This is a genomic window from Thiemannella venezuelensis (assembly GCF_014203605.1).
Taxonomy (GTDB): domain Bacteria; phylum Actinomycetota; class Actinomycetes; order Streptosporangiales; family Streptosporangiaceae; genus Planomonospora_A; species Planomonospora_A venezuelensis.
Genome location: NZ_JACHJJ010000031.1, coordinates 1 through 20079, shown reverse-complemented (window position 1 = coordinate 20079; position 20079 = coordinate 1). Strand labels below are relative to the sequence as shown.

At 71.7% G+C, this 20079-nt stretch carries 19 protein-coding genes; 6 read left to right on the top strand and 13 right to left on the bottom strand.

What is annotated here, in order from left to right:
* Nucleotide 1: 1 nt before the first annotated feature.
* The 8 genes from FHS22_RS32395 to FHS22_RS32360 all read right to left on the bottom strand — a co-directional run bounded on the left by FHS22_RS32395 (nt 2) and on the right by FHS22_RS32360 (nt 9416).
* Nucleotides 2-364, bottom strand: a complete 363-nt coding sequence (locus FHS22_RS32395; RefSeq protein ID WP_184947997.1) for a response regulator — start codon at nt 362-364, stop codon at nt 2-4.
* A gap of 14 nt (nt 365-378) precedes the next feature.
* A complete protein-coding gene (locus FHS22_RS32390) occupies nt 379-840 on the bottom strand; it encodes a chemotaxis protein CheX (RefSeq protein WP_184947996.1) in 462 nt (153 codons plus the stop codon).
* Nucleotides 837-1214 carry a response regulator gene (locus FHS22_RS32385; RefSeq protein ID WP_184948074.1) on the bottom strand — a complete coding sequence of 126 codons (378 nt, stop codon included), beginning with the start codon at nt 1212-1214 and terminating at the stop codon, nt 837-839. The genes FHS22_RS32390 and FHS22_RS32385 overlap by 4 nt, the downstream gene beginning before the upstream one ends.
* Before the next feature lie 16 nt (nt 1215-1230).
* Entirely contained in the window at nt 1231-2076 is an 846-nt protein-coding gene (locus FHS22_RS32380) for a CheR family methyltransferase (protein WP_184947995.1), read from the bottom strand.
* Nucleotides 2077-2080: 4 nt separating this feature from the next.
* Nucleotides 2081-3166 carry a protein-glutamate methylesterase/protein-glutamine glutaminase gene (locus tag FHS22_RS32375; RefSeq protein ID WP_184947994.1) on the bottom strand — a complete coding sequence of 362 codons (1086 nt, stop codon included), beginning with the start codon at nt 3164-3166 and terminating at the stop codon, nt 2081-2083.
* A 272-nt stretch (nt 3167-3438) separates the two neighbouring features.
* Nucleotides 3439-4830, bottom strand: coding sequence for an MFS transporter (locus tag FHS22_RS32370; protein ID WP_221474403.1), 1392 nt, complete (start codon nt 4828-4830; stop codon nt 3439-3441).
* Nucleotides 4831-5185: 355 nt separating this feature from the next.
* Nucleotides 5186-6775, bottom strand: a complete 1590-nt coding sequence (locus FHS22_RS32365) for a methyl-accepting chemotaxis protein (RefSeq protein WP_221474402.1) — start codon at nt 6773-6775, stop codon at nt 5186-5188.
* Between the two features lie 193 nt (nt 6776-6968).
* Nucleotides 6969-9416, bottom strand: a complete 2448-nt coding sequence (locus tag FHS22_RS32360; RefSeq protein ID WP_184947993.1) for a putative bifunctional diguanylate cyclase/phosphodiesterase — start codon at nt 9414-9416, stop codon at nt 6969-6971.
* A gap of 366 nt (nt 9417-9782) precedes the next feature.
* On the opposite strand from FHS22_RS32360, the gene FHS22_RS32355 reads away from it, so the two are divergent.
* From FHS22_RS32355 to FHS22_RS32345, 3 genes are all read left to right on the top strand, one after another.
* Nucleotides 9783-10865, top strand: coding sequence for a sensor histidine kinase (locus tag FHS22_RS32355; protein ID WP_184947992.1), 1083 nt, complete (start codon nt 9783-9785; stop codon nt 10863-10865).
* On the top strand, nt 10862-11581 hold the full coding sequence (locus tag FHS22_RS32350) for a response regulator transcription factor (protein WP_184947991.1): 720 nt from the start codon (nt 10862-10864) through the stop codon (nt 11579-11581). Before FHS22_RS32355 ends, FHS22_RS32350 begins: the two co-directional genes overlap by 4 nt.
* A gap of 200 nt (nt 11582-11781) precedes the next feature.
* Nucleotides 11782-12663: a matrixin family metalloprotease gene (locus FHS22_RS32345; RefSeq protein ID WP_184947990.1), complete on the top strand. Its 882-nt coding sequence runs from the start codon at nt 11782-11784 to the stop codon at nt 12661-12663.
* A gap of 7 nt (nt 12664-12670) precedes the next feature.
* On the opposite strand, the gene FHS22_RS32340 is transcribed toward FHS22_RS32345, so the two are convergent.
* Genes FHS22_RS32340 through FHS22_RS32320 form a run of 5 tightly spaced genes read right to left on the bottom strand, consistent with a single transcriptional unit; the run spans nt 12671 to nt 18107 of the window.
* Nucleotides 12671-14710 carry an ATP-binding protein gene (locus FHS22_RS32340; RefSeq protein ID WP_184947989.1) on the bottom strand — a complete coding sequence of 680 codons (2040 nt, stop codon included), beginning with the start codon at nt 14708-14710 and terminating at the stop codon, nt 12671-12673.
* Complete coding sequence (locus FHS22_RS32335; RefSeq protein WP_221474401.1) at nt 14707-16278, bottom strand: glycosyltransferase family 2 protein; 1572 nt, start codon at nt 16276-16278, stop codon at nt 14707-14709. The genes FHS22_RS32340 and FHS22_RS32335 overlap by 4 nt, the downstream gene beginning before the upstream one ends.
* A 9-nt stretch (nt 16279-16287) precedes the next feature.
* Complete coding sequence (locus FHS22_RS32330; RefSeq protein WP_184947988.1) at nt 16288-17391, bottom strand: HEAT repeat domain-containing protein; 1104 nt, start codon at nt 17389-17391, stop codon at nt 16288-16290.
* Nucleotides 17388-17762, bottom strand: coding sequence for a response regulator transcription factor (locus tag FHS22_RS32325; RefSeq protein ID WP_184947987.1), 375 nt, complete (start codon nt 17760-17762; stop codon nt 17388-17390). The genes FHS22_RS32330 and FHS22_RS32325 overlap by 4 nt, the downstream gene beginning before the upstream one ends.
* Before the next feature lie 3 nt (nt 17763-17765).
* A complete protein-coding gene (locus FHS22_RS32320) occupies nt 17766-18107 on the bottom strand; it encodes a response regulator (protein WP_184947986.1) in 342 nt (113 codons plus the stop codon).
* A gap of 318 nt (nt 18108-18425) precedes the next feature.
* Between FHS22_RS32320 and FHS22_RS32315 the strand changes: the two genes are divergently transcribed.
* The 3 genes from FHS22_RS32315 to FHS22_RS32305 all read left to right on the top strand — a co-directional run.
* Nucleotides 18426-18620, top strand: a complete 195-nt coding sequence (locus tag FHS22_RS32315) for a hypothetical protein (protein ID WP_184947985.1) — start codon at nt 18426-18428, stop codon at nt 18618-18620.
* A gap of 83 nt (nt 18621-18703) precedes the next feature.
* Nucleotides 18704-19159, top strand: coding sequence for an ATP-binding protein (locus tag FHS22_RS32310; protein WP_184947984.1), 456 nt, complete (start codon nt 18704-18706; stop codon nt 19157-19159).
* 159 nt (nt 19160-19318) lie between these two features.
* Nucleotides 19319-20079, top strand: a 761-nt coding sequence (locus FHS22_RS32305) for an MCP four helix bundle domain-containing protein (RefSeq protein WP_420830046.1), incomplete at its 3' end; no start/stop codon positions are given.

Here is a 20079-nt window from a genome sequence, read left to right as displayed (position 1 = left end):
TCTACCCCAGGATCGGACCGAGGACGTCGGTGAAGTTGTCCGCGGTGAACGGCTTCGTGATCAGGAAGAGCGCACCGGCCTGCTCGGCCATCTGACGCATCTCGTCGGTGCCTTCGGAGGTGACGAACCCGAACGGCACGTCCACTCCACCGGCGCGCAACGCCCGCAGAACCTCGATGCCGGTCATTTCTGGCATGTTCCAGTCCGAGAGGACCAGGTCGGGCTTCTCGGAGATGGCGAGGTCATGGGCCTGGCGGCCGTCGGCCGCCTCGACGAGCTCGTGCCCGCCGAAACCGGCCTGGCGCAAGGTCCTCGTGACGATCTGGCGCATGACCCTGCTGTCGTCGGCGATGAGAATCTTCATGATGTGAGGTTTCCTTACCCAGTGCTCTTGCTGGTCCACACACTGATCGCGATCGGCTCGTTCTGCCAGCTACCCTGCAGACGGCACACTTCCACCGCCGCCGGCCACTTGTTGACGCCTTCGTCGATTGTCGCCACGTGCGGGAGGGAGAGCAGGGAGCCGTCGGGCAAAAGGCTCTTGACGTTGCCGCCGATCACGTTGACGAGCTCGCCGACGGCGTCGGCGATGTCGTCGGTGGTGACCTCCTCGTCCTCCATGCCCAGCAGAGCCGAGGAGGCCTTCTTGGAGGCCTCCGTAGAGAAGGACATGACGACGTGCCCCTCCCAGGCGCCCGTGACGGACACCGCGGCGATCACGCACGGCATGGTCGGGGCCTGCTCCGAGGGGAGGAAGGGGTTGGTCCCCTCGGGGTCGAGGTAGGAGAGCCAGACCTGCTCGGTGATGGCCTGCAGGTCGTCGGTGGTGGGAGAGGTCATGACATGGTTCCGCTCGGTACGAGGCCCAGGAGGGCCAGCTTCTCCGTGATGGCTTCGGGAGTGAACGGCTTGATGACGTACTCGTGCGCCCCGGCGGCGAGCGCGCGGACGATCTGCCCGTGCTCGCTCTCCGTGGTCACCATCATCAGCGTTATCTGCCGGAACCGCTCCTGGGAGCGGACCGCCGTGACGAACTCCAGCCCGTTCATCTCCGGCATGTTCCAGTCGATGAGGGCCACCTGCGGCGGCTGGTCCATCGACTCCAGCAGGTCCAGGGCCTCCCGGCCGTTTCCGGCTTCGACTACTTCGAAGCCGAGCTGCGTGACGATGCGGCGCAGGATGAGGCGCATCGCCCGCGAGTCGTCGATCACCATGGCGTGCACCGCGGTGTCACCCCTTTCTCGTTGCGCCGACCGGCGCAGTGGTCGCGGCGCGTGGCCGGTATGCCGACGCCCGTCCGGCGACGACGCGTTCGAACCCGTCGTCGATGCCGATAGTGGTTTCGGCTGCACCGAGGAAGAGCCAGCCGTCGGGACGCATCAGACTGCGGATACGCCGCAGGACCGAGCGCTTGGTCTCAAGGTCGAAGTAGATGAGGACGTTGCGCAGGAACACCACGTCGAAGGGCTGCACCGGCGGCAGGGGAGCCGCCAGGTTCACCTTCTGGAACGTGATGTTGCGGCGCAGGGACTCGCTCACCTGCCACTCCGTGCCCGCCCGCTGGAAGTACTTCACCAGCATCGGGACGGGCAGGCCGCGGTTCACCTCGAGCTGGCTGTAGCGGCCGGTCTTCGCGCGTTCGAGCATCTCGGCCGAGATGTCGGTCGCGAGGATCTCGTACTGCCGGCTGCTCTTCAGCGACTCCTCCAGGAGCATGGCCAGGCCGTACGGCTCCTGCCCGCTGGAGCAGGCCGCCGACCAGATGCGCAGCTTCTGCACGGGGGTGCGCCGCTCCGCGAGGTCGGGCAGCACGGAGTCGGTGAACGCGCTGAACGGTTCGCGGTCGCGTAGCCACGACGTCTCGTTGGTGGTCAGGGCGTCGACGATCTGGTCGGCGAGCGCGCGCTCCCGCTGGGCCCGCGCGACGAACTCCGACACCGAGGGGGTGCCGGTCCGTCTGGCGAGCGGCAGCAGCCGCGCCTCCACCAGATATTCCTTGCCCGTCTCGAGGACGATCGCCGCCTCGCGCCGGACGAGCCCGCTTACGAAGGCGAACTCCTGTTGGGTCAGAGCCATCGGGTCATCCTCGGGGCCTGGCCGTGCGGCCGCCGGCCACACGGTTGATCAAATGATGGGAAATCTCGTTCAGCGGGAGGATGGAGTGAGCCAGGCCCGCACCTGCCACCGCTCCGGGCATCCCCCAGACGACCGAGGTGGCCTCGTCCTGGGCGACGATCTCCGCGCCCTTGGCGACCAGGCCCTCGCTTCCCCGCTTGCCGTCCTGGCCCATTCCGGTCAGGATGACGCCCAGGGTCGCCCCGCCGTACACATCGGCGACCGATCGGAACAGCACGTCCACGGCGGGACGGCAGAAGTTCTCGGGCGGGCCCTGCTGCAGGTGGGTGAAGACGCCGCCGCCGCGCCGCACGACCTCCATGTGGTAGTCGCCGGGTGCGATGTACACCGTTCCCGGCTGCACCGCCATTCCGGAACCGGCCTCGACGACCTTCAGCGGCGCGGAGCGGTCGAGCCGCTCGGCGAACATCTTGGTGAAGACCTGCGGCATGTGCTGCACCACGACGATCGGCAGCGGGAACGAGGCGGGCAGTGCGCTGACCACCTTGGTCAGGGCGTCCGGTCCGCCGGTGGAACATCCCACCGCCACCACCTGGGGGGTTCCCGTCCCGCCCGCCGGGCGCGGCCCCGACGGGCCGGCGGGAGCGGGCCGGGGGGCGAGGCGGACCGGCGGCCGCGGCGGGCCCCCGGTCCGGCACAGCGCGTGGATGCGCGGGATGATCTGCTCGCGGACACTCTTGATCGACTCGGCGACGCTGCCCACGTTGGCGGGCTTGGTCACGTAGTCGCTGGCGCCCGAGGAGAGGGCCTCCAGGGTCGCCGACGCGCCGACCGAGGTCAGCGTGCTGAACATGATGACCGGCAGGCGCGGGTGGACCTTCCGGATCTCCTTGATCGTGGTCAGCCCGTCCATGACCGGCATCTCGATGTCGAGCGTGACGATGTCGGGCTTCAACATGTCGATCTTGGAGAGGGCGACCTTGCCGTTGGGCGCGGTGCCGACCACCTGGATGCCGGGATCCGCACTCAGCGCGTCGACAATCAGACGCCGGACGACGACCGAGTCGTCGACCACCAGAACTGATACCACGCGAGTGCCTCCTGTGAGAGAAGCGGGATATGCATCACCGCCCGTCCGTCGCGCTTCTTATCGACAGACCGGGCGCGGGGATAAGGATTCGCCGGACTTCCACGACGACGGATATGGCTGGTTCGATATCCCCCCGTGACAACAGTGCGATATCGGACCAGTACAAGGGGCTACCATCCGGGACCGCCGGAAAAGGACCGGACATGGCGTCGGAGACGGACTCCTTGCCGGGAGAATGCCCTGGTTTCGCCAGGCCGCCGGGTGCCGGGCCGTCAGGCGCGGGTACGGCGTGCGCGGCGGCGCAGGCCGCGGGCGGAGGCGGGGCCGCGCCGGGACGGCGACGCCGTCCGGGCGGTCCCGGGCGACGGCGACCGGCGGAGCGGGGCGCGGCGGCGGATCCGCCGGTCGCCGCGGAACGCGCTGACCGTGGCGCTGACCGTGGCGGCGACCGGGAGCCTGCGGCCGAGGGCGCGCGCCAGCAGCACGGCGGCGGCGCACGTCACCGCGGTGGTGACCAGACCCGCCAGGACGAGGGCCTCACGGGGGCCCAGGGTGTCGCAGAGCATGCCGAGCAGCGGGCCTCCGACGGCTCCCGAGGCCGCCCCGACCATCGACTGCGCGGCCAGCACGCGCCCCCGCATCTTCGGCTCGGTGCCGAGCTGCGCCCGGGTGCTGACCGTCGTGTCGAGGACCACCGCGCCGGCGGCGATCGGCAGCAGCATGACGGCGAAGCCGAGCAGCCCGGGGACGACCCCGCTGACCGCCTGTCCCACGCTGGTGAGCAGCGCGGCGGCGAACAGGATCCGGAAGGTCAGTCCCGGCCGGGAGGCCGCGTACAGGCCGCCGAGGACGGCGCCGACGGCGAAGACGACGGACAGGATCCCGTAGCCGGCGGCGCCGGCCGCCAGCGGTCCCTCGCTCATCGAGGCCATCGTCACCTGGTAGTTGCGGCCCAGCGCGCCGAGGACGAAGGCCAGGCCGAGCAGGACGAGCAGCCACCGGGTCCGGCCGATGTAGCGCAGCCCGGCCGCGACGCCGGTCTCGTCGCTCCCGGCGCGCGGCAGGGGGTGCATCTCGCCGCTGCGCATGCACAGCACGGCGGCCATGACCAGGACGAAGCTCAGCGAGTTGATCAGGAAGAGCGTCCCGGCGCCGGTGAGGGGGATGAGGACGCCCGCCAGTCCCATGCCGACGATGCGCCCCGCGGAGCTGATCACCGAGCCGAGGGCCAGGGCGTTGGACAGGTCGGCGGGGCCGACGACCTCCGCCCCGAACCGGCCGAGGGTGGGGCCGTCCAGTGCGGAGACCACCCCGCCGAGGAGGGCGACGGCGTAGATGGGCCAGACGCTCTGCGCGCCGGAGAAGGCGATCACCGCCAGGGCCGCGGCGAGCAGGCCGTGCAGCGCCTGGCCGGTCAGCAGCAGCGGGCGGGCGGGCAGCCGGTCGGCGAGGGAGCCGCCGACGAAGGCCAGCAGCAGGGTCGGCGCCGACTGGAGGAACAGGCCGAAGCCCAGGCTGGTGGCCGAGTGCGAGATCGACAGCAGGAGCCAGTTGACCCCCAGCACCTGCATCCACGTGCCGCCCACGGACAGGAAGTCCGCCCCCGCCCACAGGCGGTAGTTGCGGTTGCGCAGGGCGCGCAGCATGTCGGGCCGTGGCGACAAGGTGGTTCTTCCTCTCGGGATCCTCACGGCCGAGAGGTCCTGCTGTGCCCGCCCCGCCGAGATCGCGCCAGGACGTGCCGGCGCCGCAGGAGGGCGGTTCGTACGGCGCGCGGGGTCCTCCGGGCCCCGGGCGCTCCGTCCTCCGCAGCTCCATCGGCACCCGCCGGCGGGGCCTGAGTATTCGCGGGCGCGGACACGCCGACGGCTCCGGCCGGGGAGGCCGGAGCCGTCGGTGGACCGCCGGGGGAACGGAGAGCGGCGGTCTGCGGGGGAGGCGGGGCCTTCCGACCGGCCGCTCCGGGCGGCCGGCGGTGCCCCCGCCCGGCGGTTCGGGACCGCCGGGCGGGCAGGGCCGTCAGACGGAGAAGCGGCCGACGACGGCGCGCAGCTCGGCGGACATGCGGGCGAGGTCCTCGGCGGCCCGCCGGGTGTCGCCCACGCTCGCGCTGGTCATCTGGGCGGCCTGGGCCACCGCCGAGATGTTCCCGGCGATCTGGCCGGACCCCGAGGCGGCCTCGGCGACGCTGCGGTTCATCTCGTTGGTGGTGGCGCTCTGCTCCTCCACCGCCGAGGCGATCGTCGTCTGGTAGTCGCTGATCCGCGCGATGATCTCGCTGATCTCGGCGATCGCCGCCACCGCGCCCCCGGTGTCGGCCTGGATGGCCTCGACCCGCCTGGCGATGTCCTCGGTGGCCTTGGCGGTCTCCTGGGCCAGGTCCTTGACCTCCCCGGCGACCACCGCGAAGCCCTTGCCGGCGTCGCCGGCGCGGGCGGCCTCGATGGTGGCGTTCAGCGCCAGCAGGTTGGTCTGCTCGGCGATGCTCGTGATCGTCTTGATGACCGAGCCGATCTCGGCGCTGGAGGCGCCCAGCTTGCCCACGATCTCGTTGGTCGACTCCGCCGCCGACACCGCCTGCGCGGCGACCTTCGCCGCCTCGCTCGCGCTGTGCGCGATCTCCCGGATCGCCGATCCCATCTCCTCGGCCCCGGCGGCCACCGTCTCCACGTTGCGCGAGACCTCGTCGGCGGCGGCGGTGACCACACCGGCCTGCACGCTCGTCTCCTCGGCGCTGGCGGCGATCTGGGTGCTGGTGGCGGTCAGACCCTCCGACGCGGAGGCCAGGGAGGTGGACGACCCGTCGATGGTACGCACCGCGCCCCGCATCGACTCGACCGCCCGGTTCAGCGCACCGGCCATCTCGCCGATCTCGTCGCGGCTGCGGACCGTCACCCGGCCCGTGAGATCGCCCTCGGACACCCGCTTGAGCAGGGCGGCCACCGAGCGGACCGGGCCGACGATCGCCCGGGAGATGAGCAGGGCGCTGATGACGCCCCAGATCATGCCGATGACCAGGACGAGGATGACGAGGAAGCGGGCGGAGTCCACGGTCTCGTTGAACTCGGCGCTGGCGCCGATCTTCTCGCCGATCTCCGTCAGCGTGGCCTGCATCTTCTCCTCGTAGGCCTTGCGCAGTTCCCGGGTGCGGCCGTGCGTGGACTCCTCGACCGCGGCCGCCTTGTCGGTGGCGTAGAGGGCGTACTCGGCGCTCAGCGCGTCCTTCCAGGCGTCGAGGTCGTCGGCGAGCTCGTCCACCCGTGCGACCTCACCGGGGGAGCCGGCGAACGTACGCGCTTGTCCGAGGGTGGCGTCGATCTCGGCGAACCGGCCCAGTGACTCGTCGCGGAACTCCGCGTCACCGGTGAGCAGGAACCCGCGCTCGTCGTTGGCGGCGGCCTTGGCGGTCAGCGCGACGTGCTGCAGGGTGGCGAGAAGGGGGAACGCCTTGTTCACCTGCTGATCGTGCACGTCCTCCAGAGAACCGATCTTCATCAGACCGGTCACGCCGGTCACCACGGCGGTCAGGGCGAGGATCGCCACCGCGATCACGATCTTGGTGCCGATGCGGCGGTCCGCCACCAGCCTCCAGGGGCCCTTCACTTCCACTGTCGCTCCTCAGACCGCCATCCGGGGCGGCATTCTCGTCATGAGTTCCCAACCCCTTATCGGCCCGGGGAAAGGGGATATGAGACGGGGGAACCATTTCCCAGCCGCTCTCCCGGGATTTCCGTACGGCGCCGCCCCGGCGCGGAGGCATCCGCCGCGGATCCGCACCGGCGCGGTCCCGCCGGCCGGTCCGTCAGCCGGCCAGGCGCTCGTGCCCGCCCGGCTCCCCGCGTGCGGGCCGGATCTCGGAGGCGCCCTCGATCTCCCCCTCGGCCAGCAGTCGGCCCAGCTCGGCGGCGGGCACCGGCCGGCTGAAGAGGTATCCCTGGCCCAGCGGGCAGTGCATGTCCCGCAGGAACTCCTCCTGCTCGCTGGTCTCCACCTTCTCCGCGATGGCCGGCAGGTCCAGGCTCTCGCAGAGGCTGAGGATCGCCTTGGTGAAGGCGTGCCGCTGGCGGGAGGCGGAGTCGGTCCCGCGTTCGAGGGTGGTGAAGGCTCCGTCGATCTTGACCACGTCCACCGGCAGGTGCTGCAGGTAGGCCAGGGAGGAGTACCCGGTCCCGAAGTCGTCGATGGCGATCCGCACGCCGTGCCGGCGGAGCTCGGACAGGTAGCCGATGACGCGGGCGGTCTCCTCCCGGCCGGTGGCCAGCAGCGCGGTCTCGGTGATCTCCAGGATGAGCGCCTCCCCGGGCAGTCCGCTCTCCCGGAGCGCCGCCAGCACCGCGGAGACGAACTCCTTGCGGCGGAGCTGGCGGCCGGAGACGTTGACGTTGACGGCGATGCCGTACCGCTCGTACCAGCCGACCGCGTCGAGGCAGGCGCGGCGGAGCACGTGGGCGCCGATCGGCACGACCAGGCCGGTCTCCTCGGCGGCGGGGATGAACTCGTCCGGCGAGACGAGCCCGTCGGGGGAGTGCCAGCGCAGCAGCGCCTCCACGGCCTGGACCTTCCCGGTCGCCAGGTCCACCACGGGCTGGTAGTTCACCACGAACTCCTCCCGTTCCAGCGCGCGGCGCAGGCCCTCGGTGAGGCGGGCCTGGCCGAGCTGCTCGACGCGCAGCCCCGGGTGGAAGACGCTGATCTGGTTCTTTCCCGCGGCCTTGGCCGCGTACAGGGCGAGGTCGGCGTCGCGCACGACGTCCTGCGCCTCGGCCGCCTCGGCGATCATGTACAGGCCCACGCTGGCGGTGACGTGGAAGGCGTGCTCGCCCACGGCGAAGGGCCTGCCCATCACGTCGACGACCCGCCCGGCCACGTGCCCCGCCTCCTCGGCGGTCACGTCCTCCAGCAGGATGGCGAACTCGTCACCGCCGAGCCGGGCCAGCGTGTCGGCCTCGCGCAGGATCTCGCCCAGCCGGTGGCCGGCCTGGACGAGGAGCTGGTCGCCGGCCGGGTGGCCGTAGGTGTCGTTGACGTGCTTGAAGCCGTCGAGGTCGAGCATGAGCAGGGCGTGCCTGGCCTCGGGCGCGCGCCGGGCTGTGGCCTGCTCCAGCCGGTCGTGGAAGAGCGCCCGGTTGGCCAGGCCGGTCAGGTGGTCGTGCATCGCCCGGTGGCTGAGCAGCTGCTGCAGGGCCTGCTGCTCGTCCAGGGCGCGGGAGAGCTCGGCGGCCTGCTCGTCGAGCAGCTCGGCGCGGCGCTGCGCCACGTTGGTGTTGGTGATCAGGCGGATGACCAGGAACGCCATCAGGACGGCGAAGATGGCCAGCGGCACCAGGAAGTCGGTCGGCCGCACCGCCGTGCCCGCCTCGAAGTTGAGCATGAGGGAGAACGGCCCCGCGCAGGCCGCCACCAGGAAGGTGAGGCTGCGCGCGGTGGTGAGGCGGGCGCCGGAGGGGACCTTCCTCGTGCCGCCCGCGGACGGGTGGAGCGCCGCGGCCCCGGCCAGGACGAACCAGGCCAGCCAGCCGGCGTTGCCGAGGAGCCCGTACTCCCAGCTCTCCCCGCGCTGGAGCATCAGGGCGTACGCCACGTCCCCGAAGAACATCCCGGCGAGACCCAGGCTGAGCATGGCGTAGGACGGGTTGCGGGTGCCGTGGGTGAACCAGAGCCGGAGGACCATGAACTGCACGGCCAGGTCGGCGATCGGGTAGGTCGAGGCCATCAGCAGCTCGCGGCCGGTCAGCGCCCGGAAGTCACCGTAGGGGTTGTAGGGGTTGAAGGTGAACGTCCAGTACACGAAGACCGTGCCCAGCAGGATGACCATGGCGTCCAGCATCACGCCGACGTTCCTGGAGCGGATCGAGTTGCCCGGCAGCCTGTTCAGTCCGGTCAGCAGCGGCGGATACGCCGCCAGGTACGCCATGTCGACCCAGGCGGGGATCCGGCCGCCGTCCTCCGAGAAGTACCAGCCGGTCCAGAGCAGGTCGGCGGCGACCCACGCCGCCACGCCCGCGGTCAGCAGCCACCACGCCGCGGCGGCGGCCGGCCGCCGCACGCCGACCGCAGCGGCCATTCCGATCACCGCGGCGACCTGGACGGCGACCCTGGTGATCATTCCGGCGTCGCCCGGCAGGAGCAGCCCGGCGGCGCTCACCGCGAGGCCGAGCAGGAGGAAGCAGAGCCAGAGGCGGGACCGGAGGGAGCCCCGTCCCCGGCGGGAGCCCGTGATGCGCCCGCGTGGAGAGGCGTCTGGCTGCATCGTCTTCTCCTGGCTTGTGGTCATCGGCCGGCGCGGCACAGGTCGTAGGGGTGCGGGAGCCGGGAGGGCTCGTCGGAGCGGCCGGGGTTTTCGGGCGCGACCAGGAGGGGAGGGCCGGGGGGAGTGGTTCGGCGCGTGCCGGGACCGGCTCGGGCATCGAAACGACGTTCGGCCGCGCGGGATGCGCCCCCGGTTGCCCCACAGGTGCAAATCCGTTGCCGGAGAGGCCATGCGAGCTCAAAGCCTCGGTCACAACCACATGAACAGGGTTGATAACGTTCTGTTTGAGGTGAATCGCTATATGTGATGAGGCTTCGAGGTTCTGGGGAGGACCACGAGGCGCCGGGGGAGCCTGTGGGGGGCAGCATGCTGAACAGCGGTGATCGCATCGGTCACACCGCCTCGTATCTGCCCGACGCGTCGCACGCGACCCGGGCGATCCTCGGCCTGCTCAACGAACGGCTGCGCAGCTTCGACGACTCCGGCGGGGCGGGCACGGACACGATGCTGCTGTCCGGCCTGCGCAGCGTGCCCGGTATCACCACCGCGGAGCTGAGGCCGGCGGACGCCACCCCACCGGCGGACGGAGAGCGGTTCTGGCCCGCCGGACCCGGCAGGCTGCTGGCCGTGGCGCTGGAGGAGGGCTACGACGACCAGGGCGTCCCCGAGGCCCTCGCCTGCCTGGCGGCGGCCCTGGACACCGTCTGGCGCCGGGAGGAGGAGTCCCGCACCGGCTCTCCGTCCTACGACGCCACGCTGGCCAAGGCGAAGACGGAGTTCATCGGCACCGTCGTGCACGACCTGGCCACTCCCATAACGCCGATCCTGGCCTACGCCGGTCTGCTGTCCGACCCGGACACCGGCCCGCTCACCGCCGACCAGCGCGAGTTCGTGAAGGTGATCGAGCGCAACGCCCTGCGCCTGTCCGAGCTGCTCAACGACCTGCCGCTGCTGGCCGACCCCGCCTCTCCCGAGCAGGAGCCGCACCGGGAGCGGGTGGACCCGATGGAGCTGCTGCGCGACATCACCTCCCAGTTCCGGCCCGGAGCCATGCACGCCGGCATCGCCCTCCGGTACCACGCCCGCCCCGGCCCGGCGCTGAACTGCAACGCGATCCGGGTCCGCCGGATGGTCGACATCCTGCTGACCACGGCGATCACCCGCTCCTATCCGGGCGGGACCGTCGAGGTCGAGGCCCGCCCCACGGTCGACGGCTGGTGCATCGAGATCACCTGTCTGTCTCCCGCCTCCGAGACGGGCTCCGACGATGCGGCCGGCCGGCGCGAGCAGTCCACGGGAGAGGACGGCTGGCCCCGGATCGGCATGGCCAGGGCCATCGCCGGCATGCACGGCGGCACGATCCACATCACCGAGCAGGAGACGAAGGGGTCGGTGATCAGAGTGGAACTGCCCTGGGAACCGGTCCGCGACCGGAGGGAAGCACCTTGAGCAAGCTGCTGGTCATCGAAGACGACTCCGACACTCTCACCGCCATCCAGGTTCTCCTCAGCCACAGCGGGCACGAGGTGATCCCCGCGACGGACGGCCGCAGCGGCCTGCGCCTGCTGCACCAGCACAAGCCGGACGTGCTGATCCTCGACATCGGCCTGCCCATCATGGACGGCTGGCAGGTGCTCGAGCGGGTCCGGGACATCAGCGACCTGCCGATCATGATCCTCACCGGCCGCGGACAGGAGCGGGAGAAGGTGCGCGGCCTGCGCGCCGGAGCCGACGACTACCTCGTCAAGCCGTTCTCCCGCGCCGAGCTCACCGCGCGCGTGGAGGCGCTGCTGCGCCGCTCCGGCGCGGCGACGTGGGCCGAGGACGTCTACGACGACGGGGTCGTGCGGGTCGAGCCGTCGACCCGCACGGTCTTCGTCGAGGGCACCGACGTCCACCTGACGCCCACCGAGTTCCGCCTGCTCAACACACTCGTACGGCATGCCGGCAACGTCCTGAGCTCCTCCCAGCTGCTCTCCCTGGTGTGGGACGATCCGACGGGCCTCAGCCCGGAGCGGGTGAAGTTCGCGATCCTGCGCCTGCGCCGGCGCATCGGCGCCGATGCGGCCAACTCGCCCATCGAGGCGGTCCGCGGCGTGGGATACCGCTACCGCCCCCCGGCCCAGCGCCAGGGCGGGCGTGACGCCCTGTCCGCCCGGCGCTGAGGAATCCTGCCCGCCGCGCCGACGGCCGCGGGACCACCGCGGCGGACCCGCCGGCCGCCCGAGGTCCCGGAACCGGCGTTCCACCTCAGTTCTGACCGCTTCCTGCCGATTGTTCGGCCGAGAAGTGCCGCTGCGGCCGCTTCTTGCCGGACCGGCGACCCTCTCTCGCCAGGCAGGCCAGGCGAGTCAGGAGTTCCGGGGTGCGGAGTCGTGTCGGCAGGGTGCTGCCGGTGGTTCTCGCGGGGTGCGCGGTGGCCGCCACTCTCGTGGCGTCGGTGACGACGACCGTGGGCGAACTGCGCCCCGGGTCCGCTCCGGCCTCGGCCCTCCCCTCCGGAAGCGGGCAGGTCCCCGCCGGAGAGGAACTGCTGGTCGAGATGGACGCGGTGTACCCGGACGGCCGGACCGCCTCGGCGGTCGAGCCCGCAGCGAAGGGCTCGGCGAAGGCCGAGCGCTCACGCGCCCTGGGCGCCGCCGCCGCCCGCGCCCAGTGCCGCGACGGCGCCCACACCCTCTCCGGCTGGCGTGTGAAGAGCGGCCTCAGGTGGTACTACAACGCCTCCGGCGCCCCCTCCGCCGTCTCGCGCTCGGCGCTCACCTCGATCAGGGCGGCGGCCCAGTCCCTGGTCGGCGGTCAGAACGGGTGCGGTCTGCCCGGACCGTTCAAGGTGACCCAGAAGTACGGCGGCGCCACGAAGCGCGTGGCCGGCATCTCGGCCGCCTCCACCGCGGCCTGCGGCAGGGAGGACGGCTACAGCGTGGTCTCCTGGAAGCGGCTCGGTTCGAGCGCGCTCGCGGTCACCTGCACCTGGTGGACCCGCTCGGGGCAGGTGGTCTCCGCCGACATCGCGGTCAACACCCGGTACAAGTGGTTCACCGCGAAGCCGTCCCGGTGCTCCTCCGCCTTCGACGTCCGGTCCGTGCTGACCCACGAGTGGGGCCACGCCTTCGGGCTGAACCACGTCTCGCCCGCCCGGCACGGCACCCAGGTCATGGCCTCGACGATCCCCGCGTGCTCCGTGGCCCACACCCTCGGCGCCGGCGACCACACCGCCATGAAGAAGCTGTACGGCGTGCGCTGACCGCCCCTCAGGCGGCGCCGGCCCCCGGAACGGCCGGCTCGCTCGTGCGCACCGGGATCCGTATCGTCGCCGTCGTCCCCCGGCCCTCCTCGGACTTCAGGTCGAAGGCGCCCGAGTGGTTGGCGACGATGCTGCGCACGATGGACAGGCCGAGGCCGGTTCCGGGGATCGACAGCTCGGTGGCGTTGGAGGCGCGGAAGAAGCGGGTGGACAACCGCGGCATCTCCTCCTCCGGGATGCCGATGCCGGTGTCGGCGACGGCCACCACGGCCTGGTCGCCCTCCACGGCGACGCGGACGCTCACGCTCCCGCCCGCCCGGGTGAACTTGACGGCGTTGGACAGCAGGTTGACCATGGCGCGGTCGAGCTGGTTGGGATCCCCGTCGACGGCGATCGAGCCGTCGGCGCAGTCGACCTCCAGGCCGACCTGGGCCTTGTCCGCGGTGGGCCGCATGGTGGCGACGGCTCCCTCCACGACCTCGCACAGGTTCGTCCGCTGCTTCAGGCTGCGGAAGGCGCCCGCCTCGATGCGCGAGAGCGTCAGGAGGTCCTCGATGAGCAGCCGCAGGCGCGTGGTGTTGCGGTCGATGGCGTCGAGCATGCGGTCCTGCGCGGGGTTGATCTCGCCCGCCTCCTCGTCGCGCAGGATCTCCAGGTAGCCGGCGATGCTGGTCAGCGGGGAGCGCAGCTCGTGGGAGACGGTGGACATGAAGTCGGTCTTGGCCGAGTCCAGGGCCCGCAGCTCCTTGACCAGCTCCCGCTCCCGGCTGTACAGGCTGGCCTGCTCCAGCCCTCGCCCCAGGTCGGTGCCGACGACCTTGACCGCCTCCATCTCGTCGGTGCTCCAGAGCCCCTTGGAGGTGGACCGGGTGAGCAGGATGCTGCCGAGCAGCTTGTCGCCCACACCGAACGGGACGAAGAGGAACTGCTTGTCGCCCAGCTCGCGGAGCGCGCGGGCGGAGGCCTCGGGGATGTAGCCGGGCGGGTCGGCGGTGGATCCGGTCGGGGTGACGCCCCGGTGGTAGACCTCCTCGGCCTCCCGGGCGGGGACGGACGGGAGCTGGACGACGTCCTCGACCAGCCGCCCGCCCGACCACTCCACCTCCGCCGCACCGATCATGCCTTCGCGGATGAGCTGGACGAACACCCGGTCGGCGGGGAGCTTGGCGCCGAGGGCCGCCGCCGCCTCGCGGACGACGTCCTCGGCGTCGAGGGTCCGGCGGATGCGCGCGGCCGCCTCGTGCGCCACCTGGGCCAGGCGGGCGCGCTCCCGTTCGGCGGCGCGCAGCCGGTCGCTCTCGTCGGCCAGCATGTTGATGGCGGTACCCAGCTGCCGGATCTCGGTCGGCCCCTCCCCGCAGGGTGCACGCGCCGCGTGGTCCCCCGCGGTGAGCCGTCCCAGGGTGCCGCCCATGGCCGCGAGCGGGGGCACCAGCACCCGGTAGGCCCGGATCGCGGTGATCAGTGCGATGGCGCCGGCGATCACGGCGAAGACGATGGTCGTGACGGTGCCCCAGAACCGGTTGCTGGCGCTCTGCTCGTCGAGCTCCGCGGTCCTGCGCGTCAGCTGGGCCTCCAGGGCGTCGCTGGAGCGCAGGATCTCCTCGTAGCGCAACCGGCTGCCCTCGGCGAACTGCGGGACCTGCGGCTCGCCCGGCCGCACCCGCTCGGCCTGGGAGGCGTAGTCGAACCAGTCGAGGACCTTCTGGCGGAGGTCCTCGATCAGCGGGCGCTCCTGGGGCCGGTCGGCCCGCCGGACCAGGGCCTCCAGGTACGGCGGGTAGGTGTTGCGCGCCTCCAGGTAGGTGGTCTTGGGTTGCTCGTAGAGCAGGTAGTTGCGCAGCCCCCGGGTGGCGTCGCCCATCGTCGAGCGCAGCTTGAGATTGTTCAGCCGCAGGGGGAGGTTGTGGTCGAAGAGCTGCTGCAGCGCGGCGCTCTGCCGGGTCGACTCGATCGTCGCGACGGCTCCGGACAGCAGGACGAGTGCGACGAGCAGCCCGAAAGTGCCGCGCAGGGCCCTTCCGACGCTGCGGTTCAGCCACTTCATCCTGTCTTTCCTCCCGTGGACTTGCCCGGAGTCGAGAACCCCTCCCGCGTCATTACCCCCCAGACCTGCTTCGTACGGCGCACCGCCGCAAAGATCCCCTGCAATCCCCACCAGGCGTTGAACTGGCGATACCCGAAATTCTCGGCGACCGACGCCAGCGCCGCGATGCCCAGATCCCGCCAGCGGTTGTAGCGGCGGAAGGCGTACTCCTCCACGGCCAGCGCCACGAACGCGACCAGGATCGCGTAGCCGAAGGAGGCCACCAGCAGCGCCAGGGCGAAGTCGACGTTGATGGAGCCGGTCCACAGCGCGAACGGGACCAGCACCAGCCCGCCCAGGTTCACCACCGGCGCGAGCAGCTCGAACAGTACGTAGTACGGCATGACCAGCAGCCCGACCCGCCCGTACCGGGGGTTGCCCACCATCCCGCGGTGCTTCCACACCAGCTCGGCCAGCCCGCGCGACCAGCGGCGCCGCTGCCGGGCCAGCACGGCGGTCGTTGAGGGCGCCTCGGTCCAGGAGACCGGCTCGGAGACGAACACGATCCGGTAGGCGCGGCCCCGGTCGCGCAGGTGCCGGTGGAGCCGCGTCACCAGCTCGGCGTCCTCGCCGATGGAGTCCGGGTCCAGCCCGCCGACCTCGACCAGCGCATCGCGCCGGAACAGTCCGAACGCCCCGGAGATGATGAGCAGGCCTCCGATGCGCGACCAGCCGGTACGACCCAGCAGGAAGGCCCGGAGATACTCGATCACCTGGATGCGGACCAGCCAGCGGCGCGGCATCCGCACCCGCGCCACCCGCCCGCCGACGACCTCGCAGTCGTTGACGATCCGCACCACCCCGCCGGTGGCCACCGTGGTCAGCGGGTCGTCCGCGAACGGCTTGGCCACCGAGAGCAGCGCCGAGGGGTCCAGCAGGGAGTCGGCGTCCACCATGCACACCAGGGGGTTGCGGGCGAAGTTGACGCCCACGTTGAGCGCGTCGGCGCGGCCGCTGTTGGTCTTGCGGATCACCAGCAGCGGGGTGGAGCCGTCGGCGGGCACGTGGGTGGAGAGCACCGTGCCCCGTATCGGCAGGTCGTCGGGGACGACGCGAGGGATCTCCACCAGGTCGTGCGCCTTGCGCAGCTGCTCGAACGTGCCGTCCTTGGAGCCGTCGTCCACGACGATCACCTCGACGCTCGGGTAGCGCATCGAGAGCATCGAGCGCACGGCCTCGGCGATGCCCGCCTCCTCGTTGTAGGCGGGCATGATCACGCTGACCGGCGGGGTGAGCGGGTTGGCGTAGACGTCCTCCTGGCCGGAGAAGGCCATGCGGCGGTGGAAGTGCACCGCGTCCCAGGTCGCCAGGAAGATGAGGACCAGGTAGCTGGTGTTGATCGCCACCGAGTAGACCAGCACGATCGCGCTGATCAGGGCCAGCACCCACCGCACGCCCGACGTGACCGCCTCCACGGCGCCGGACCCGCCCGGCGACGCCAGCACGCCGAGCCCCTCCGGCAGCGCCTGGACAGCGGGCCCGCCCGGCAGCGTGCCCAGAGCGGTGAGGACGTTCACGGCCGCGCTCAAGGCACGCACTCACGACACCGGGGCCGTCGGCGGCCTCCGGAGCTGTCCGGCCTGGAGGTCCAGGACGGCGAGGGCCTCCCAGGCGTGCCCGGCCGCCGTCGTGCCCGGCCGCTCGGCGACCGTCTCGGCCAGCACCGCCATGGCCGGCCCGCTGCCCAGGCGGGCCAGGGAGCGCGCGGCGTTGTGCGCGACGTGGTACTGCGGGTCGCCCAGCAGGTCGCACAGCGCCGGCACCGCCCGGGGGGAGCCGAGGTCCCCGAGCGCGGTCGCCGCCTCGACCCGTACGGCGTGCGGGTGGGCGGGCCCGGTGGCGTGGATGAGAGCCTCCAGGCAGACCGGCGTGCCCAGCCGGCCGAGCGACCGCGCCGTCCGCACCCGGACCTCTCCGGAGGGGTCCCCGGCCAGCACCCCGATCAGGACCCGGGCGGTCTCGACGGCACCGGTGAGCCCGAGCACCTCCGCCGCGACGGCCCGGACCGCGGCCTCGGGATGGTACAGCGCCTTCGCCAGGGCGGGACGGGCGCCGGGGCCGAGCCGGATCAGCGACTGGGCGACCAGGTGGAAGGGGACTCCTCCGCCGGCGGCCAGCGAGGCGAGGAGCGGATCGGCGGCCTCGGCCGCCCCGATCTGGCCCAGGGCCCGCGCGGCGACGGCCCGGACCTCGGGGCTGCGGTCGGACAGCAGCCCGGCCAGGGCGGGGGCGGCCTCGGTATGGCCCATGAGCCCCAGCACGTGGGCCGCGGTGGCCCGCCGTACCGCCCCGAAGCGATCCAGGTCGCGCAGCGCGGCACGGGCGAGCCCGCGCTGCGCGAACAGGCTCACCAGCGCCGCGTGGGCGTGCCCGCTGACCTTGGTGAGCAGGGAGATCGCGCTGGGCTCGACCGCCCGCCAGCGGCGCCGGTCCAGGGCCGCCAGCCGCCGGAGCGGCTCGTCGATGTCGTCGTCGCCGCCGGTGAGTTCCAGCAGCAGGGGGCGGAAGTCCGCGGCCAGGCGGGCGTCCCTCCTGGTCCGCCTGCGGTGCAGGGCCCGTCCGGTGACGATCACCAGGCCGAGCAGGGTCACCGCGCCGGCCAGCATGGCCAGCGTGAGGGAGACCAGCTGGGCTGTGCTCAAGCCCGCGTCCTGGTCAGCACGGAGTGCACCCGGTCGGCCAGCACCCTGGGGCTGAACGGTTTGACGATGTAGTCGTCGGCCCCGGCGGTCAGCCCGGTCGCGACGTCGCTCTCCTGGGCGCGCGCGGTGAGCAGGATGATCGGCAGGCCCGCCGTCTCAGGGATCCGCCGCAGCTCCCGGCAGACGTCAATGCCGGACATGCCGGGCATCATGACGTCCAGGAGGATGATGTCGGGGGTCTGCTCGCGCGCCGCCTTCAGCGCCGACAACCCATCTCCCACCGCCGTGACGGCGTGCCCCGTCTGCTCCAGCTTGAAGATGATCAGGTCTCGGATGTCGGCGTCGTCTTCCGCGACGAGAACGATGGCCACCGGTCACTCCACCCCCCACAGTGAGTCCACGGCTTTCTTGATGTCGGCACGCCGGAACGGCTTGGGCAGCACGGCGTCGGCATCGATGTCGACCAGGTCCTCGGCGTCGAGGACCGACATGACGAGGATCCTGCAGCCCCGGGTCCGGGAATCGGCCCGCAGCGCCCGCGCCACCTCCCGGCCGTCGACGCCGGGCAGGCGGACGTCGAGGACGATGAGGTCCGGCGGATCCCTGATGGCGAGGGACAGCCCGAGTTCGCCGGTCCCGGCCGTCCGGACCTCGCAGCCCAGCCCGCCGAGGTGACGGGTCATGAGGTCCAGGACGTCCTGCTCATCGTCGATCACGAGTACGCGAGGCTGCGCCACCGTCCACCATCCGATCTCCGCCCCTGATCGGGATCGCCTGGGGAGTGGGAACCGGATCCCCCATCCGGACACTCCGTTTCAGCATGCTACCAACCGAATTCGGAAGGTGACGGACCGGCACGCACGGGAGATCGCTCCCGAAAAGCACCCCAACGACAACTTCAGTCGTCGCCGCCCTTGCCGAATGTCGGAGTGGCGACCCATACCCGGCGTCCGGACGGAACCGGACCGCGAACGGGATCGCTGATGTCAAGGGATTGACAGCCGGATTTCTCAACGGATTGAGGAGATGAAGCGATGCCGGATTTCGATTCGATCGTACGAAGGATCGACTCTCGCTGGGCTCGTGAGCTACGCATGTACGCCCTGCAGTACGAGGAGGAGCGCCACAAGGTGCGCTCGTCCTGGATCCCCGATTCCGTCGACGACGAGACGTGGTTCGAGCTCTACTTGATGGCCACCGCCGTCGAGCAGGACATCGCGCTCATCTGAACGTGTGACGAACCATGCCCGATGACAAGAATCACGTCCGGACCGCGCCTCAGCGCCCGGGCCAGGGTGCCGGCGGAACGCCGGTGCCCCCGACGCCGCTGACGCTCCTGGCCCGCCGCCGCTTCGCCGGCCTGCCCGAGCAGGTACGGCATGCCAGGAGCTTCGTGGCGCTGGCCGTGGGCGAGTGCGCGACGACGGAGTCCGCGGTCCTGCTGACCTCGGAGCTCGCCGGCAACGCCGTACGGCACACCGAGAGCGGCAACGGCGGATCCTTCGAGGTCAGCGTGTACTGCGCCGCCTCGTTCCTGCGGGTCGAGGTGACCGACGAGGGCACCCTGCTCGGAGCCCCCCGGGTGCGCCTGATCGACCTCGACGCCGAGCAGCTGCCCGGCGGCCGGGGTCTGGCGATCGTGGAGCTGTGCGCGGCGCGCTGGGGCCAGTCCGGCGACGCATCGGGGCGGATCGTCTGGTTCGAGCTGCCCTACGACGGCCGTGCGATGGCCGGAGCCGACGGCCTCAGCCTGCGGAGAAGGGCCTGACCCGACCCTCCCGACCCGGCCCCGGGGTCGCCGCCGTACCGCGACCGCGGCGACCCCCTTCCGGACCCGGACGCCCCTCCGCCCCGGATCCTCCCCTTCCACGCCGACCTGTTTCACACGCCCCCCGCGGGGGCCACTCACTCGATCTGAGGAACCGTTATGCACAGTTTGCGCAACCTGGCAGTCGGGAAGCGACTGGGCCTGTCCTTCCTGCTGGTCTCCCTGCTCATCGTCGCCGCCGTCGGCGTCGGCTACTGGGGCCTGGCGCGCCAGAGCGACATCAACGCCCGGATGGACCAGCTGGAGCAGGTCAAGGACGACATCCAGACGTTCGCCTACCACGTCGCCGACGTCACGGGCTGGCAGGGCCTGGTGGTGGCCGACGCCGGAGTGTACGGAGGCAAGGCGGCCACCGCACCGGACTCGATGAACCGCGAGGGCGAGCTGGAGAGCAAGAAGGCGCTCTTCGAGGCGATCGACGCCACCCACGTCGAGTACCTGACCGAGGCCGAGCGGGCGCGCTTCGACAAGCTCAGGCCCGCCTGGGAGGGCTTCTTCGTCGAGGACGAGAAGATCATGGAGCTGCTCGCCCAGGACACCCTCCAGGCCCGGACCGCGGCCCTGGAGAACATCAACGGCGGCCCGTCCAGCGAGGCGTGGGCCCTGGGCGTCGAGGTCAGCGCCGAGCTGCGGGCGTCCATCGACAAGCGCATCGCCGCCCTGGAGCAGGAGATCGCCGACGTCGAGTCCGCCAGTGAGTCGGTCCTGCTCGGCACGCTGGTCGTCGCGCTGCTGGTCGCGGCCGTCCTCAGCGTCCTGGGCACCCGGTCGGTGGTGCGTCCGCTGGGCACCGTGGTGGCCGCGCTGGGCCGGCTGGCCCGCGGCGACCTGACCGTGCGCCTGGCCATGAACCGCCGCGA